17 protein-coding genes are annotated in these 13,894 nt (G+C 72.3%); 12 read left to right on the forward strand and 5 right to left on the reverse strand.

The window, feature by feature from the left end:
• Positions 1–41 precede the first annotated feature (41 nt).
• The gene (locus tag ASH01_RS18130; RefSeq protein WP_156415647.1) at positions 42–263 is read right to left on the reverse strand and encodes a hypothetical protein; all 222 of its coding nucleotides are present in this window, start codon (positions 261–263) and stop codon (positions 42–44) included.
• Positions 264–333: 70 nt separating this feature from the next.
• Between ASH01_RS18130 and ASH01_RS18135 the strand changes: the two genes are divergently transcribed.
• The 5 genes from ASH01_RS18135 to ASH01_RS18155 all read left to right on the forward strand — a co-directional run bounded on the left by ASH01_RS18135 (position 334) and on the right by ASH01_RS18155 (position 4,260).
• Positions 334–723, forward strand: a complete 390-nt coding sequence (locus tag ASH01_RS18135; protein WP_056779232.1) for a hypothetical protein — start codon at positions 334–336, stop codon at positions 721–723.
• Positions 720–2,072, forward strand: coding sequence for a hypothetical protein (locus ASH01_RS18140; protein ID WP_056779234.1), 1,353 nt, complete (start codon positions 720–722; stop codon positions 2,070–2,072). The genes ASH01_RS18135 and ASH01_RS18140 overlap by 4 nt, the downstream gene beginning before the upstream one ends.
• 72 nt (positions 2,073–2,144) lie before the next feature.
• Positions 2,145–2,540 carry a PPOX class F420-dependent oxidoreductase gene (locus ASH01_RS18145; protein ID WP_056779237.1) on the forward strand — a complete coding sequence of 132 codons (396 nt, stop codon included), beginning with the start codon at positions 2,145–2,147 and terminating at the stop codon, positions 2,538–2,540.
• A gap of 63 nt (positions 2,541–2,603) precedes the next feature.
• Positions 2,604–3,560: an oxygenase MpaB family protein gene (locus ASH01_RS18150; RefSeq protein WP_056779730.1), complete on the forward strand. Its 957-nt coding sequence runs from the start codon at positions 2,604–2,606 to the stop codon at positions 3,558–3,560.
• 181 nt (positions 3,561–3,741) lie between these two features.
• The gene (locus tag ASH01_RS18155; RefSeq protein WP_056779239.1) at positions 3,742–4,260 is read left to right on the forward strand and encodes a glycine cleavage system protein R; all 519 of its coding nucleotides are present in this window, start codon (positions 3,742–3,744) and stop codon (positions 4,258–4,260) included.
• 291 nt (positions 4,261–4,551) lie between these two features.
• Here the strand turns inward: ASH01_RS18155 and ASH01_RS18160 are convergent, their stop codons facing one another.
• The 3 genes from ASH01_RS18160 to ASH01_RS18170 are packed head-to-tail and all read right to left on the reverse strand — an operon-like array spanning position 4,552 to position 5,782.
• Entirely contained in the window at positions 4,552–4,983 is a 432-nt protein-coding gene (locus ASH01_RS18160; protein WP_056779241.1) for a type II toxin-antitoxin system VapC family toxin, read from the reverse strand.
• Positions 4,980–5,261, reverse strand: coding sequence for a type II toxin-antitoxin system Phd/YefM family antitoxin (locus ASH01_RS18165; RefSeq protein WP_082619971.1), 282 nt, complete (start codon positions 5,259–5,261; stop codon positions 4,980–4,982). The genes ASH01_RS18160 and ASH01_RS18165 overlap by 4 nt, the downstream gene beginning before the upstream one ends.
• A gap of 14 nt (positions 5,262–5,275) precedes the next feature.
• Positions 5,276–5,782: a hypothetical protein gene (locus ASH01_RS18170; protein ID WP_056779247.1), complete on the reverse strand. Its 507-nt coding sequence runs from the start codon at positions 5,780–5,782 to the stop codon at positions 5,276–5,278.
• Positions 5,783–5,948: 166 nt separating this feature from the next.
• Between ASH01_RS18170 and ASH01_RS18175 the strand changes: the two genes are divergently transcribed.
• Positions 5,949–6,437 carry a hypothetical protein gene (locus ASH01_RS18175; RefSeq protein ID WP_056779249.1) on the forward strand — a complete coding sequence of 163 codons (489 nt, stop codon included), beginning with the start codon at positions 5,949–5,951 and terminating at the stop codon, positions 6,435–6,437.
• A gap of 30 nt (positions 6,438–6,467) precedes the next feature.
• Here ASH01_RS18175 and ASH01_RS18180 read toward each other — a convergent pair whose 3' ends face one another.
• Entirely contained in the window at positions 6,468–7,730 is a 1,263-nt protein-coding gene (locus ASH01_RS18180; RefSeq protein WP_156415648.1) for a hypothetical protein, read from the reverse strand.
• Between the two features lie 136 nt (positions 7,731–7,866).
• On the opposite strand from ASH01_RS18180, the gene ASH01_RS18185 reads away from it, so the two are divergent.
• The 6 genes from ASH01_RS18185 (at position 7,867) to ASH01_RS18210 (ending at position 13,814) form a co-directional block, all read left to right on the forward strand.
• On the forward strand, positions 7,867–9,795 hold the full coding sequence (locus ASH01_RS18185) for a glycoside hydrolase family 15 protein (protein ID WP_056779256.1): 1,929 nt from the start codon (positions 7,867–7,869) through the stop codon (positions 9,793–9,795).
• A 66-nt stretch (positions 9,796–9,861) separates the two neighbouring features.
• Positions 9,862–10,416 carry an RNA polymerase sigma factor gene (locus ASH01_RS18190; RefSeq protein WP_056779258.1) on the forward strand — a complete coding sequence of 185 codons (555 nt, stop codon included), beginning with the start codon at positions 9,862–9,864 and terminating at the stop codon, positions 10,414–10,416.
• Positions 10,413–11,369 carry a hypothetical protein gene (locus tag ASH01_RS18195; protein WP_156415649.1) on the forward strand — a complete coding sequence of 319 codons (957 nt, stop codon included), beginning with the start codon at positions 10,413–10,415 and terminating at the stop codon, positions 11,367–11,369. Before ASH01_RS18190 ends, ASH01_RS18195 begins: the two co-directional genes overlap by 4 nt.
• A complete protein-coding gene (locus ASH01_RS18200) occupies positions 11,366–12,265 on the forward strand; it encodes an ATP-binding cassette domain-containing protein (protein WP_056779264.1) in 900 nt (299 codons plus the stop codon). The genes ASH01_RS18195 and ASH01_RS18200 overlap by 4 nt, the downstream gene beginning before the upstream one ends.
• Positions 12,265–13,215: a hypothetical protein gene (locus tag ASH01_RS18205; RefSeq protein ID WP_056779268.1), complete on the forward strand. Its 951-nt coding sequence runs from the start codon at positions 12,265–12,267 to the stop codon at positions 13,213–13,215. Before ASH01_RS18200 ends, ASH01_RS18205 begins: the two co-directional genes overlap by 1 nt.
• Positions 13,212–13,814 carry a hypothetical protein gene (locus ASH01_RS18210; RefSeq protein WP_056779270.1) on the forward strand — a complete coding sequence of 201 codons (603 nt, stop codon included), beginning with the start codon at positions 13,212–13,214 and terminating at the stop codon, positions 13,812–13,814. The genes ASH01_RS18205 and ASH01_RS18210 overlap by 4 nt, the downstream gene beginning before the upstream one ends.
• The last annotated feature ends 80 nt before the right edge of the window (positions 13,815–13,894 follow it).

The raw sequence follows: 13,894 nt of genomic DNA on the forward strand, positions 1-13,894 counted from the left end.
ACGGGGCGCCGTGGGCACGTATCACCGGCCCGGCTCGACCGTCAGATCAGAAGGGGCACCGTCGAGGCGCCCGGTACGAGGAGGGCGAGCCCGATGCCCGAGCAGATGGACCACCACATGACCTCGCAACCACCGGACCGGACCCGGTGGCGCCGGACCGCGATGCTCACGCTCGCCGCGGTGACGGTGGTCCCGTCGTCGCTCTCCGCGTGTTCGACGGCACCGCCGGGTGCGACGCCGAGCCCGGCGACCGTCACGGTCACGCGCCCTCCAACGCCGCTCCCGACGTCGACTCCAGCCCCGGCACCCACCTCGACCTCCACCCCAGCCCCCGTGCCGGACGCGGTCGTCCCGGGCGAGCTCGAGGGCACGTGGCGCAGCCTCGACCAGGGATCGGCCGAGGTGCTCTACACCTTCCGGCCCGACGGCCGGTTCGAGCGGGCGGAGGTCATGATGCAGTCGCGCTCGAGCGGCACCTTCGAGTTCGACATCGGCACCAAGGGCGTGGTCGACGTGACCGGCCCGACGCTGACGCTGACCCCGCAGGGCGGCGTGCAGACCCTCCACGACCCTGACTCGCCGTCCGGCAGCTACGACGGGCGCCCGCTCGACGACCTGTCGAAGGAGACGTACAGGTGGTCGAGAGAGGGAGAGAACCTCGTCCTCGTCGGCAGGTTCGGAGCGGTGACCTACGAGCCGATGACGCAGGAGGCACCCCGGTGAGCGTCCCCGACTCACCGGCCGAACGCGCCGCCGGCCGTCTGGACGGGTGGGCGGCGCGGATCCGCTCGAACCCGGCGCAGGTGGCCGTCTCGGTCCTCGTCGCGGCGCTGCTCGCCGGTGGCACGTGGCTGGCTGCCCAGGCGGGCGGCGACTGGCTGCAGTCGACCCGCCTCGAGACCCGCTCGATGGCGCTCACCGTCGAGGAGGTGCGTCACCTCTACCAGGACCAGGCTCCGGTCGCGCTCGACCTCGCGCTGCTCGAGGTGCGCGCCGACGCCTTCCAGGACGCGTCCGACGCGGTCACGTCGCGGGGCTTCGCCACGCCCGCCAGCCGGCTCGCGGCCGCGGAGGCGGCGACGCTGCGCAAGACCGCGGGCGAGCTCCGGGCCGGGCTGCAGCAGGCGGGCAGCTCCCTGCTGTCCGCGGACTACGAGCGAGGCGACCACGGGTATGCCGTGAGCTCGCGTCTCGCGGACGCGCTCACCCTGACGGGGGCCGACCCTCAGGGCGTCCAGGACGCCGTCGCCGACGGTGACGCCCGAGCGGCGTGGGCGTTGCGGCTCGCTGCCATGTCGGTCGTCGCCGCGGCCGCGTTCGTCGTCGTCCGCACGGCTGGCACCCGTCACCGGGCGCAGGCCGCGATGCAGCCCAGCTCAGCGGGCCCTCCCGACGGCGACGACGACGTCGGGCTGGCGCCCCAGCCGTGGCAGGAGCGGACCCGAGCTCAGCGCCTGGCCGCAGCCGTGGCTCTCGTCGCGTGGCTGCTGCTTCCGGTCCTCACCGCGGCCCAGCTCGTGCTCTCGAGCGGGTCGGCGCGCGACGACGCCGAGTCGTCGCGACGGGCGACGACGATCACGGGCTCCCTGCTCGCGAGCCAGCTCTACAGCTCGTTCGCGCTCCGGAGCCAGCAGGAGCAGGTGCAGCTCGGGATGCTCTCTCTCGCACGGCAGTTCGTCGCCGTGGGAGACGACGTGCCGGGCCAGCCCGAGCTCGCGAAAGCCGACTCCGCCGCGGCGGCGACGTGGGCGCAGGTCGCGGGCGCGATGACGGCGCCGCCCACCGAGTCCGACGGGGTCCCGGCCGAGGTCGTCGCGATGGTGACGTCCGAGCCGGCGGACTACGACCGGCTCCTCGCCGCCCAGCACGAGGCGGTCGACTCCTCGCAGCGACGCGGCGACGCGGCGAACCTGATGACCCTCGGCCTCCTCCTCGCCGCGTTCACGGCGACGGCCGCAGCGTTGGCGCGACGACCGGGACGGGCCGGCACGACTGCGACGACGACCGCGGCGCTCATGGCGGCGACGGCCCTCGCCATCGGCGTCGTCGCGGTGGTCCGGTCGCTCGCCTGAGGACGTCGCCGGGCACGTCCTCGACACGGGCTGGGAGCCGGCGACACGGCATACGCTGACGGCGTGAGCCCCATGCCGAGCGACCTCGACGTCGTCAACGCCAACCGCTACGTGTCGCTGACGACGTTCCGCCGGACGGGCGCTCCGGTGAGCTCGCCCGTGTGGGTCGCCCGCGACGCCGGCCAGCTCGTCGTCATCACCGTCGACCCGAGCGGCAAGCTCAAGCGGCTCGCGCACACCGCCCGGGTCGAGCTGCGTCCCTGCGACATCCGCGGACGCGTGCCAGAGGGGGCGCCGACGTATGCCGGCACGGCCGTCGTCGACCGCAGCCCGGAAGGCGTCGCCGCGGTCAAACGCGCCATGGGCCGCAAGTACGTCATGGCGCGGCTCGGTGACGCCCTGGCCGCGGTCACCGACCGGGTGCGGCCGCGTGGCCCGCGCGCCGGCATCCGCATCACGCTCGGCTGAGGCGTCTCAAACCCTGTACAGGTCGTTTCCGCGTGCCGCTGACCTGCGGTTATGTTGTCGATCATGAGTCCCACCGCAGGAGCCCGGCTGGTGCAGCGCCAGCTCGGCGTCATGCTGCGCAGCAAGGTCGCGGGCGATGATGCGCCTGACCGCGCGCAGCGGATCTGGGGTGCCCAGGGCGAGCGGTGGTTCACGCCCGAGGACCCGGTGTGGCGGGTTCACGCGGACGCCTCGATGTTCCCGGCGGGCGTGACGTCCCTGCTGCTGCAGATGCTCCACCCGATGGCGATGGCCGGGGTGGCCGGCCACAGTGGTTACAAGAGCGACCCGTGGGGCCGTCTCCAGCGCACGAGCCACTACCTCGCGACGACGACCTTCGGCACGATCGAGCACGCCGAGGAGGCCATCGCCATGGTCCGCTCGATCCACGAGCGGGTGCGCGGCAAGGATCACCTCGGGCGGCCCTACCGCGCCGACGACCCGCACCTGCTCATGTGGGTGCACGCGGCCGAGATCGACTCGTTCCTCCGCGGCTACCAGACCTTCGGTGACACGCCCCTGACCGACGAGGAGGCCGACGTCTACGTCGCGCAGGCCGGCATCCCGGCGGGACGGCTCGGCGTCATCGACCCGCCCACCTCGGTGGCCGAGCTGCGGGCCGTTCTCGCGTCCTACCGTCCCGAGCTCGAGACGTCGCCAGCCGCGCGCGAGGCCGCGCGCTTCCTCCTGCTCGACCCTCCGCTGCCCTTCTACGCCCGACCGGGCTACGGGACCCTCGCCTCCGGAGGCGTGTCCCTGTTGCCCGGGTGGGCGCGCGAGATGCTCGGCATCCCGCTGCCCGGCGTCGTCTCGACGCTCGTGGCACGGCCGCTCGGGCACCTCGGCACGGCGGCGGTGCGCTGGGGCATGGCCGGGCTCGCCGAGCGGCGCCCGTCCGACACCCCTCCCGACACCCCGTCGGGCTCCCCCAGACCCCCCGACGAGCCGGATGAACTCGTCGGGGCCCAGGCCGCCAGCTGAGCGGCCACCTTTGACCGGGCCGGGTTGCACTCAAGAAGCGGGTGCACCCGGCCCGGCGCCTACCTCCCGACGGCGAGCCGCCGTCGTCGCCCCGATGGCGTATGCCGTGGGCTGCCTCATCGGGTGGCCCGACGTCGCGCGCGCTGCCGCGCGAGCGGGCCCCGGTCAGTAGGCTGCGGATGTGCCCAGACTCGTGCTCACCGTCATCGGCGACGACCGCGCCGGCCTCGTCAGTGCCCTCGCGGACGTCGTCACCGCGCACGACGGCAACTGGGAGGACAGCCAGCTCGCCGAGCTGGCCGGCAAGTTCGCCGGCATCGTCGTCGTGGGTGTGCCCGGTGAACGGGTGGATGCGCTGACGGCCGCGCTGCGCGAGCTCGACGGACTGCTCGAGGTGGCCGCCCATCCGGGCGCCGAGGCCTCAGGCGTTGCTGACGACGCCGACGCGCAGCGGCTGACCATCGACCTGCTCGGCAACGACAGCCCCGGCATCGTCCGCGAGGTGTCGTCCGTGCTGAACCGGCACGAGCTGTCGATCGAGACGATGACGACCGGGACGCGAGAGGCGCCGATGGCCGGCGGACTGCTCTTCGAGGCGCACGTCGTCGTGCGCGTGCCGGGCGGGTCGGACTCGGCAGCGCTGCGCGCCGACCTCGAGCGACTGGCCACCGAGCTGCTCGTCGACATCGCCGTCGCCTGACGGGGGGTTGCCAGCGGCCCGGGCCGCGGGGCTGTGCATTGGGTCATCAGGTGACTCAGCGGGGCTGGCTGCCGGGATGACGAGGGGGCCCGCCTCGCGATGCGAGCTCGGGCCCCGTGACGGTTCACGTACCACAACGGGCCAACCGTCGAAGTCTGCGTCGTCGGTGGACGACTCCCTCCAGTGGAGACCCGCACGGTTGCCTGAATGTCCGAATTCGAAGGACCTTGCGGGACTCTTGTGGGGCTCTTGCGGGAGCGGACGGCATACGCCCTCTGTGCGTCTGGCGTCCTACCTCGCGGCGCCTATGTCGCAGGTCGCGAGGTGCGCGGCCTGCCAGGTCGCCAGCAGCGAGCGGTCGCCCGAGGCGGCCAGCCCCTCCTGCCCGACGACCATGAGGGCGGTGGCGGCATGGACGGCGTCGTAGCCCCGCAGGCCGTGAGCCGAGGCCAGGTCGGCTGCATGCCTGGACAGTCGGTCGTCGACGACCACGAGGTGCATCTGCCCGATCAGCTCGGCCAGGTGGTCGAGCAGCTCGGCGTGCTGACCGGCGCTGATGCGACGGGAGTGCCGGGCTCGCCACAGGGCGGAGGCGGCCTCGGGTCGCAGGGCCACGGAGGAGACGACGTCGTCGGCGTCGTCCCAGAGCCGCCGGCACCGGGCCGAGGTGGGTTCGGCGACGAGCAGGGGCACGAGGGCCGACGTGTCGAGGTAGAGGATCACCGGCTCTGGTCGCCGACGAGGTCGCTGATCGGGCCGTCGACGTCGAGGGGTTCGGGAGACGGACGCTTGGGGTGTGCGCGCGTTGCGAGCCCCTCGTCGAGGAGGGTCTCGAGGGCCCTGCGGCCGGACAGCGGGCGGAGCTCGGCGACGGGTCGACCGCGGTCGGTGATGACCAGCGTCTCGCCCGCTCGGGCACGGTCGACGTACTCGCTCAGCCGGCTCTTCAGCTCACGGATCCCGACCTGTTGACCGCCCATGGTGACCACCTCATGGGTCATTGTAGTCACTTTGATCACCAGCCTGACGGATCACCGGCGACGAGAGTCTCGGTGGTGATGACGTTGTCGACGGCACGGATCAGGTAGAGCTCGCGCGTGTCCCCACGCTCGGCCGCGATGACTCCGTTGACGACGTGGTCGAAGGTGAAGTCCTCGAAGTCAGCCCGTGCGCCGCGGGCCAGGCCGTCGGGGCCGAGGAAGTGGCCGACGAGGTGCTCGAGCCACGGCACGGCGTGGTTGGACTTCTCGACCTCACGCCAGTGCAGGCAGCACCCTTCGACACAGGGGACCCAGTCGCACATCCCCCACGGGGTCAGGATCTCCGGATCGCTCAGCGGCGCAACGCCCCTGCCCGAGCCGCGCGCTCGTTCCGCTCTCTCGGCTCGCGGGTTCAGAGGGACGTCGTAGCCGTGCTCTCGCGGGTCGATGAGCTCGGCGTAGGCACGGAGCCACTCGATCTCCGGCTCGCGCAGGCGCGGCCTGATGTCGAGTCGCCCGAGATAGTGCGTGCTGTAGCCCATCGGTCCTCCGTGCCGGTCGCAGAAGCAGTAGTGGTGGCGCCGAGCCAACCAGAGCGAGCTGCTGGTGGGCGGGTGTCATCCACAGGCGCGGGGCGACCACTGTGCGGCGGCGCGCTGCTGGGGACAACCTCGACGGGAACACCCGGGTCGCTGGCACGGTCGAGCCATGACCAGATCTCGTGAGCGTTGGGAGCTCGAGGACCCAGAGCTCGTGCTGCAATCCATCGACGACGTGTGTCCACTCATCTGCGGGCGCATCGTGGTGGCGGCCTTGGAGCTCGAGACCCAGGAGGTGGTTGGCGCCTCCGTGGTGCCGGATCCGACCGAACCACAACCGTGCTGGGACCCGTATGACGCAAGTGCGCGGCTGCGCGGTGTCGCGGTCGACCTCGTCCCGGAGCCGAGAGGCACGCCGCGGGGCTGGAGCCCGATCACGCACCTGCTGGTGACGGTCGTGTGTCGCGAGGGCCGGGTCATCGACACCATCGCCGAGCACCGATGGTTTCAGGCGTGGCGCTACAGCAACCACCTCACCAGTGCGATCGATGGTGACGTCTATGTCGTGACCCCGCACGGCTGGACGGGCGTCATGGACCAGCGCGGAGGCCACCTGCCTCGACTCCGCCCGCGCCTCGCCCTCGCACCGGCTCGCTAGATGCCCGAACTGCCCGGGCCTCGCCTTGGCTCAGTCGATCCCCTCCTCGAGGTAGGTGAAGAGGAGGGTCGCGAACTCGCGGCCGAGGTCGGTGAGCCGGTAGGTGTCGCCGTCGACCTCCCAGATGCCCGTGTCGGTGAAGAAGTGCAGGGAGAGGGTGAGCTCCTCGTCGGAGTAGCGCTGGGACTCGGCCTCGAACCCGCTCGGCCTGTAGTCCGGTCCCCACGAGTTGCCCGGATGCGTCTGCCACTGCTCCCGGACCTGCGCACTGGTGATGGAGCCCATGAGCGCGCAGCCGCCGAGCACCGTGAGGACGGGCACCGGTGACCGGTCGTAGGCCGACTCGACGATCAGCCACAGCGCGAGGGTCAGCGCAACACTGACGCCCACCCATTCGTCGTCGCTCACGGGGCGTTCGTCCGTGTTGCGCGCGACGGTGCTGAGGGTCTCGACGAGGCCGGCGGACTGTGCGGCGAACCACAGTCGCTCGAGAGGTAGCGCATCGCCGGCGCGCTTCCACCTGAAGTCGCGGGAGGCGGCGGCATCGGGGCGACGGTGGGTGATTCCATCGACCTCCTCCTGCCATCGCCACAGCTCGAGCTCGGCATAGGCATCACGTGCCTCGGCCAGGCGCAGGACGCCGGTCGCCGTCACCTTCCTGCGGACACCCACCCAGTCAGCCAGCTGGAGACACGCCTGCACGAAGGGGGCCCGCCGGGCCTGGGCTGCGGCTCGGGCGGGATCGCCACGCTCCAGCACCCCGGCGGGTTCGAAGTCGCCGTCGAGGCTCTGGTCGACATCGAAGCCCGCGCCCGTGCCGTGCACGGCCCCTCGATCGCCGGCGAGCGGCATACGGGCCTTGCGATCGTGCTCCGGGAGGGCGTTCCACGCCGCCACGACCTGCTGCATCGTCTCGTCGAGCTCTTCGACCGTGTCGGCATGGTCGACGGGGAAGCCGGCCGCGCGACCGAAGGCCATGAGTGACTTGGTGGGTCCGAAGTTCGCCGGGTCCGCACAGGCGGCCGCCATCCGGGGAGCAGCTCGGTGGGCCTCTCGGGCCAGGGCTCGCGGGTCGCCGGAACCGGAGGCCATCCGTCCCGTCACCCGGAGGAAGCGGACGAACGTGTCGATCGACTCGGCGAGGACGTCGACGTCCGGCATGCCCTGGCCGTGGCTCGGCCAGCGGTGCAGCATGAGGTCCTCCACACTGCCGGCGGGCCACAGGTTGGGCGGGAGGGCGTCATGGACCGATCGCAGCTCCAGCGCCGTCTCGAGGAGTTCGGTGTCACACACCCGCTGACGCTGCAGCGCCCAGTGGGAGGCATGCCGGAGGAGAAGCTCGTGCTCGGACACGCGCCGATCCTGCCACGTCGACGTCCGCTGCAGGGCGTCTCTTGTGCGCGCGGAGGACGGCGAGGATTCTGAGGACATGGACGCATCCGCTGACGTCGCGACCTCGCACGCCCCGACGCGCACTACGGGCTCGCCGGGGCCGACGGGCCACGTGAAGGCGGTTCCGATCGCGGACTACGGGTTCCTGTCCGACGGTGAGGTGACGGCGCTCGTGGCGCCGGGCGGCGACGTCGACTGGATGTGCCTGCCGCGCCTGGACTCGCCGAGCGTCTTCGGGGCGGTGCTCGGGCGGCACTCGGGGCGCTTCCGGCTCGGCCCGTCCGACGTCAGCGTGCCGACGGCGCGGCGCTACCTGCCGGGCACGATGGTGCTCGAGACGAGCTGGGGCACCCCGACGGGCTGGATCATCGTCCGCGACGTGCTGCTCATCGGGCCGTGGCGCCACGACGAGGACGTGTCGCCGAAGCACCGGCGCACGCCGATGGACTACGACGCCGAGCACACGCTGCTGCGGACGATCCGCTGCGTGTCGGGCGAGGTGCAGACGGTGATGGAGTGCGAGCCGGTGCTCGACTACGGGCGCCAGCCGGTGACGTGGGACTACACCGACCTGGGCTACCACCAGGGCCGCGCGACCGGCACGGGATCGGACGTGGTGCTCACGCTGACGACCGACCTGCGGCTCGGCTTCGAGGGCGGGCAGGCTGCTGCGAGAACGTTGCTCCGGGAGGGCGACGTCCGCTACATCGCGCTCTCGTGGGGTGAGAAGGCGCCGCCGACCGACTTCGGGCAGGCGTACCAGCGACTCGTGTGGACGGCCCACCACTGGCAGCACTGGCTCGCCCGCGGTCGCTTCCCGGACCACCCGTGGCGCGGCTACCTCCAGCGGAGTGCCTTGACGCTCAAGGGACTGACGTATGCGCCGACGGGTGCGATCGCCGCCGCGTCGACGACGTCGCTGCCGGAAACCATTGGTGGGGAACGGAACTACGACTACCGCTACACGTGGATCCGCGACGCGACATTCGCCCTGTGGGGGATGTACTCGCTGGGGTTCGACTGGGAGGCCGTGGACTTCTTCTCGTTCATCGCCGACATGGCCGAGCGCGACGAGGACCTGCAGATCATGTACGGCATCGGCGGGGAGCGTGAGCTGCCGGAGTTCGAGCTCGACCACCTTCCGGGGTACGCCGGGTCGCGCCCCGTGCGCATCGGCAACGCCGCGCACTCGCAGGTGCAGCACGACGTCTGGGGCGCGCTGCTCGACTCGGTCTACCTCCACTCGAAGGTGGCCGACCACCTCGACGGGCGCATCTGGCCGATCCTCGGCAAGCAGGTGCGGACGGCGCTCAAGCACTGGCGCGAGCCCGACGCCGGCATCTGGGAGGTGCGCGGCGAGCTCAAGCACTTCACGTCGTCGAAGATCATGTGCTGGGTCGCCGTTGACCGCGGCGCGAAGCTCGCGTCGATGATCGGGGAGGACTCGCAGGCCGCGGAGTGGGAGCTGGCGGCCGAGGAGATCATGGCCGACATCCTCGAGCACGGGGTCGACGAGCGTGGGGTGCTGACGCAGTACTACGGGGCGTCGGCGCTGGACGCCTCGCTGCTGCTGGCGCCGCTCGTGCGCTTCCTGCCGCCGGACCACCCGGTGATCCGAGCGACGGTGCTGGCCATCGCGGACGAGCTGACGGTCGACGGGCTGGTGCTGCGCTATCGCGTCGACGAGACGGACGACGGCTTCTCCGGCGAGGAGGGGACCTTCACGATCTGCTCGTTCTGGCTCGTGTCGGCGCTGTCGGAGATCGGCGAGCACAAGCGGGCGCACGAGCTGTGCGCGAAGCTGCTCTCCTTCGCCGGGCCGCTCGAGCTGTATGCCGAGGAGATCGACACCCACACGGGGCGCCACCTCGGCAACTTCCCCCAGGCGTTCACCCACCTGGCCCTCATCAACGCGGTCATGCACGTCATAGCCACCGAGACGGGCGGCGAGCTGCCTCCCCGCTGACGCCCCGCACCGCGCTTCGTCGCCATACCGAGAACCGATCGGGCCCTCCGGGTCGACAGTAGAGATGTGTCACCGCTCGTCGCTCCCGACGACCAGAGCCTCCTCGAGGCGCTGGCCTCCGGGGACGTCGGCGCCCTCGAGAGGCTCTACGAGCGTCACGCACCGTGGCTCTCGGTCCGGCTGATGCGGCGCTGCAACGACCGTGAGGTCGTGGCCGACGTGCTCCAGGACACCTTCGTGGCCGTGTGGCAGGGGGCCCGGCGCTACCAAGGGACGGGCGAGGTCGGTGCCTGGATGTGGGGGATCGCGATCCGACGGCTCGTCAGTCGTCTCCGGTCGCGCCGGGACGTCGTGCTCCTGCGCGACCCGGGGCCATCCGGCACTGCCTCGCCCACCGCCGAGGACGAGCTGCTCCTCGGCGTCGAGTACGGCGACCTCGGTCGGGCGATGGCCGCACTGTCGCCCGAGCTGCGGGCCGTCATGCAGGCGACCGTGCTCGACGGCCTCACCACCCGGGAGGCCGCGCGCCTGCTGGGCATCCCACAGAACACCGTCAAGACGCGGGCCCACCGCGCACGGGCGCGCCTGCGGGCGAGCCTGCTGGAAGGAGCCTCGTCATGAGTACGAGCCACGTGCGGCCGGACGACCTGCGCGCGTGGGTCCACGGCCACGCTGACGCCGTCACGTCGATGTCGCTCGAGCAGCATCTCGTGCGGTGCCCGCAGTGCCAGGCGAGCGTCGCCGCCGCGCTGCCCCCGATGGCGTATGCCGTCAGCTCCCTTCCCGAGGTCACGCCCCCTTCGGAGGCGGCAGGTCCCGAGCAGCCGGAGCCATTAGCGCTTTCCGAGGTTCCGAACGCGCCCGACCTGCCGGACGCGCCGGACCTGCCGGACCTGCCGGACCTGGCGGCCGTCTGGGGCGCCGTACGCGACGAGATCGAGGTGCCACGCGTGTCGCTGCTGGAGCGGCTCCTCGTGCGGATCGGCCTGCCGCCCGGCGACGCGATGCTCGTGGCCGCGGCGCCGGCGCTGCGCGGATCGTGGATCTGCGCGGTCGCCCTCGCCGTCGCCTTCGCGGTCGGTGGGGCCGTGGCCGCGCGCAACGGCAGCGTCATGATCTTCCTCGTCGTGGCGCCGCTCGTGCCGGTGCTGGCCGTGGCGGCGGCCTTCGGCCCGGAGGGCGGGCCGGCGCTGGAGCAGGAGAGCTCGACGCCGTACCCGCTCGCACGCCTGCTCCTGCTCCGGACCGCCGCCGTGCTCCTCGCGGCGCTCCCCGTCGTGCTCGTCGGGCAGTTCGTCTTCCCGGAATCGGCAGCGTGGGTGTGGCTCCTCCCGGCGCTGGGCTTCACCGCGGCGGTCCTCGCTCTCTCGACGTGGTTCGGGCCGTGGCGTCCGGCGAGCGCCATCACCGTCGTCTGGGTCATCGCCACCGGCGCGGCCTCACGCCTCGACACGATCTGGGCCGTCTTCGCGCCGCAGTACCTCGTCCTCTACGTCCTCATGCTCCTCATCGGGCCGCCCGTCCTCGTCCTTCGAGCCCGGCGACTCGGCACGATCGGAAGGATCGCGTCATGACCGCAACCAGCTCCACCACGGTCTCCCTGCGCGGTGTCACCAAGCGCTACCGCTCACTCGCGGCTCTGGACGACGTCGATCTCGACCTCGGGCCCGGCATCACCGGACTGCTCGGTCCGAACGGCGCCGGCAAGACGACGATGCTCCGCGTCATGGCGACGGTGCTGCGCCCCGACGCCGGCGAGGTGCGGCTCCTCGGCCGCGACCCGAGCCAGCCGGATGCCCGCACCGAGGTCAGGCGGCGTCTCGGATACCAACCGCAGGAGCTCGGCTTCCCGCGCGGGTTCTCCACCTTCGCCTTCGTCAACTACATGGCAGTCCTCAAGGAGTGGGCCGACCGTGACACGCGCACCACCGAGGTGAGACGGGTGCTCGACCTCGTCGGCCTCGGCGACGTCGCGACGAAACGCATCAGTCGGCTCTCGGGTGGGCAGCGGCGCCGGGTCGCCCTGGCCCAAGCCCTGCTCGGCACACCGGAGCTGCTGGTCCTCGACGAGCCGACGACCGGGCTCGACCCCGAGCAGCGCGCGTCCTTGCGTGGCGTGCTCGCCGACATCGCCGCAACGTCCACCATGGTCATCTCGACGCACCAGACCGAGGACGTCGCCGCGCTGTGCCGGCGGGTCGTCGTGCTCGACGCCGGGCGCGTGCACTTCGACGGCACGGTGCCCGAGCTCGTGTCGCTCGCGGCCGGTCGTGTCTGGATGGCCGCGGCCCCGGATGCCGCGGCGCAGGCGTCGTGGCGCACCGCGTCCGGGCGCTATCGCAACGTCGGGGAGTCGGTGCCGAGGGGCGCCGAGCTCGTCGAGCCCAGCCTCGAGGACGCCTACCTGCTGCTGCGGGGCGCCACCGCCCCCACGTCCGCTGACGCCACGACCTCGGCGGAGGTGGCGTGATGACCACCACCCCGCAGGACGCCCTTGCCGTGACGACCGCCCTCGCCCCGCGCGGCGGCTACCGCAGCCCGTTCGCCGCGCTCGCCCGCATCGAGGCGTGGCGCTTCGCCCGACACCCGATGTTCCTCGTGGGCACGGCACTGGGCGTTGTCTTCACGGTCATGGCGCTCAACGAGCAGGCACACCAGGTCACCAGCGACTCGCTCAGCCTGCCCGTCGTCGCCCTGACGGTGGGCGTGGCCTCGATGATCACGGCCTACCACCTGACGCGGTCGTTCCACGGGGCCGGTGAGCTGCTCGAGGCGTCGCCCACCTCCGTCACGACCCGGACGGCCGCGCTCTGCCTGATGGCTGGTGTCCCTGCGCTCGTCGCCTCGGCGTGGCTCGTTCTCTACTACGCCATCGGCCCGTCGGCGTTGAGCGCGCCGGAGTGGATGTACGGCCCCTTGTCGCACACGGCGATCGCGGCGGTCCTCGTCGAGAACTCGGTCGCGACGGCCGTCGGCGGCACCCTGCTCGGCATCGCGGCCGGCCGGTGGTGGCGGTTCCGTGGCGCGTCGGCGGTTCTCGTGCTGGCGGTGGTCGTCTGGACGATCGGCGTCCTCGGCGCCTTCAGCACCACCGAGGGGGCACCGCCAGCGTGGTTCCGCTGGGTCCGCCTCTTCGCGCCGGTCGGCTACTTCTCGTCGGCATCGGCGGACTACGTCACGGTCACCAGCCTGACCGGGTCGCCGGCGTGGTACCTCGTCTGGGTCATCACTCTCTGCGGCCTCGCAGCCCTCGCCGCACTGCTGTGGCGGTCGGAGGGTCAGACCCGGCGGCGGCTCGTCCGGATCGGGGCGGTGACCCTCGTGCTGTCGGTGATCGCCTATGGTCTCGCCTCCGCCACCGGCCTCAGCCAGCCGGTGCGCTCCTACCCCGACGGCCACAGCGTGGTCGTGACGCGATGATCCACTCGCGCGTCCTCGGGCCGGCCGCGGGCATCCCGTGGCGGCCCGTGGCGGCTCTGACCTCAGTCGGACTGCTGCTTCTGGGCGTCGCAGCGACGTGGACCACCAGCGCCGTAGCGGGCACGGCGCTGGTGGTGGGCGTGGCGGCCCTCGCCGCGGCGACGGCATACGTCCTCGACGAGGCGGCGACGGAGGCCGTCGCCGCCACCCCCACGTCCCTGGGGAGGCGCACCCGGGCCCGACTCCTCGTCGTCGGTGCGGTGCTCGTCGTGGGGTCGATCGGGGTCGCGGCCCTGGCGGTTCGGAGCGGGCTGAGCGCTCGGCTCGGGGTCATGGTGTGGCTGACCGGCTGCGTGTTCGTGGCCGTCGCCGCGGCCGCCGCCCTGCGTCGGCACGTGCCCGAGCCCGGGGACGCGGTCGGCGGCGCCCTGCTGACGGTGGTCATCGCGCTGGCCGTCGTGAACCCGCTCTCGCGCTGGGTCGACGTCTTCCCGAGCGAGCCGGACGCACGGTGGGCAAGCTCGTTCGTGCTCTGGGGTGGCGTGGGCGCCGTCTGCCTGGCGGTGCTGACGCGCGCGAGCCGGGACCCGCTCGACTGACGAGTGGCGGCGCTGCTGGTCGATTCGCCGGTGGCGATGGGCCGGCGACCCGTAGCGTGCACCCAGGGGCCGAGGCGACC

The sequence above is a fragment of the Terrabacter sp. Soil811 genome (genome assembly GCF_001429655.1).
Classification (GTDB): Bacteria; Actinomycetota; Actinomycetes; order Actinomycetales; family Dermatophilaceae; genus Terrabacter.

What these genes read in the sequence shown, in the direction of transcription:
- ASH01_RS18145 (WP_056779237.1), top strand. Translation starts at nt 2,145, where the DNA reads ATGCCGAGCGACCTCGACGTCGTCAACGCCAACCGCTACGTGTCGCTG.
- ASH01_RS18150 (WP_056779730.1), top strand. Translation starts at nt 2,604, where the DNA reads ATGAGTCCCACCGCAGGAGCCCGGCTGGTGCAGCGCCAGCTCGGCGTC.
- ASH01_RS18165 (WP_082619971.1), bottom strand. Translation starts at nt 5,261, where the DNA reads ATGACCCATGAGGTGGTCACCATGGGCGGTCAACAGGTCGGGATCCGT.
- ASH01_RS18170 (WP_056779247.1), bottom strand. Translation starts at nt 5,782, where the DNA reads ATGGGCTACAGCACGCACTATCTCGGGCGACTCGACATCAGGCCGCGC.
- ASH01_RS18175 (WP_056779249.1), top strand. Translation starts at nt 5,949, where the DNA reads ATGACCAGATCTCGTGAGCGTTGGGAGCTCGAGGACCCAGAGCTCGTG.
- ASH01_RS18185 (WP_056779256.1), top strand. Translation starts at nt 7,867, where the DNA reads ATGGACGCATCCGCTGACGTCGCGACCTCGCACGCCCCGACGCGCACT.
- ASH01_RS18195 (WP_156415649.1), top strand. Translation starts at nt 10,413, where the DNA reads ATGAGTACGAGCCACGTGCGGCCGGACGACCTGCGCGCGTGGGTCCAC.
- ASH01_RS18200 (WP_056779264.1), top strand. Translation starts at nt 11,366, where the DNA reads ATGACCGCAACCAGCTCCACCACGGTCTCCCTGCGCGGTGTCACCAAG.
- ASH01_RS18205 (WP_056779268.1), top strand. Translation starts at nt 12,265, where the DNA reads ATGACCACCACCCCGCAGGACGCCCTTGCCGTGACGACCGCCCTCGCC.
- ASH01_RS18210 (WP_056779270.1), top strand. Translation starts at nt 13,212, where the DNA reads ATGATCCACTCGCGCGTCCTCGGGCCGGCCGCGGGCATCCCGTGGCGG.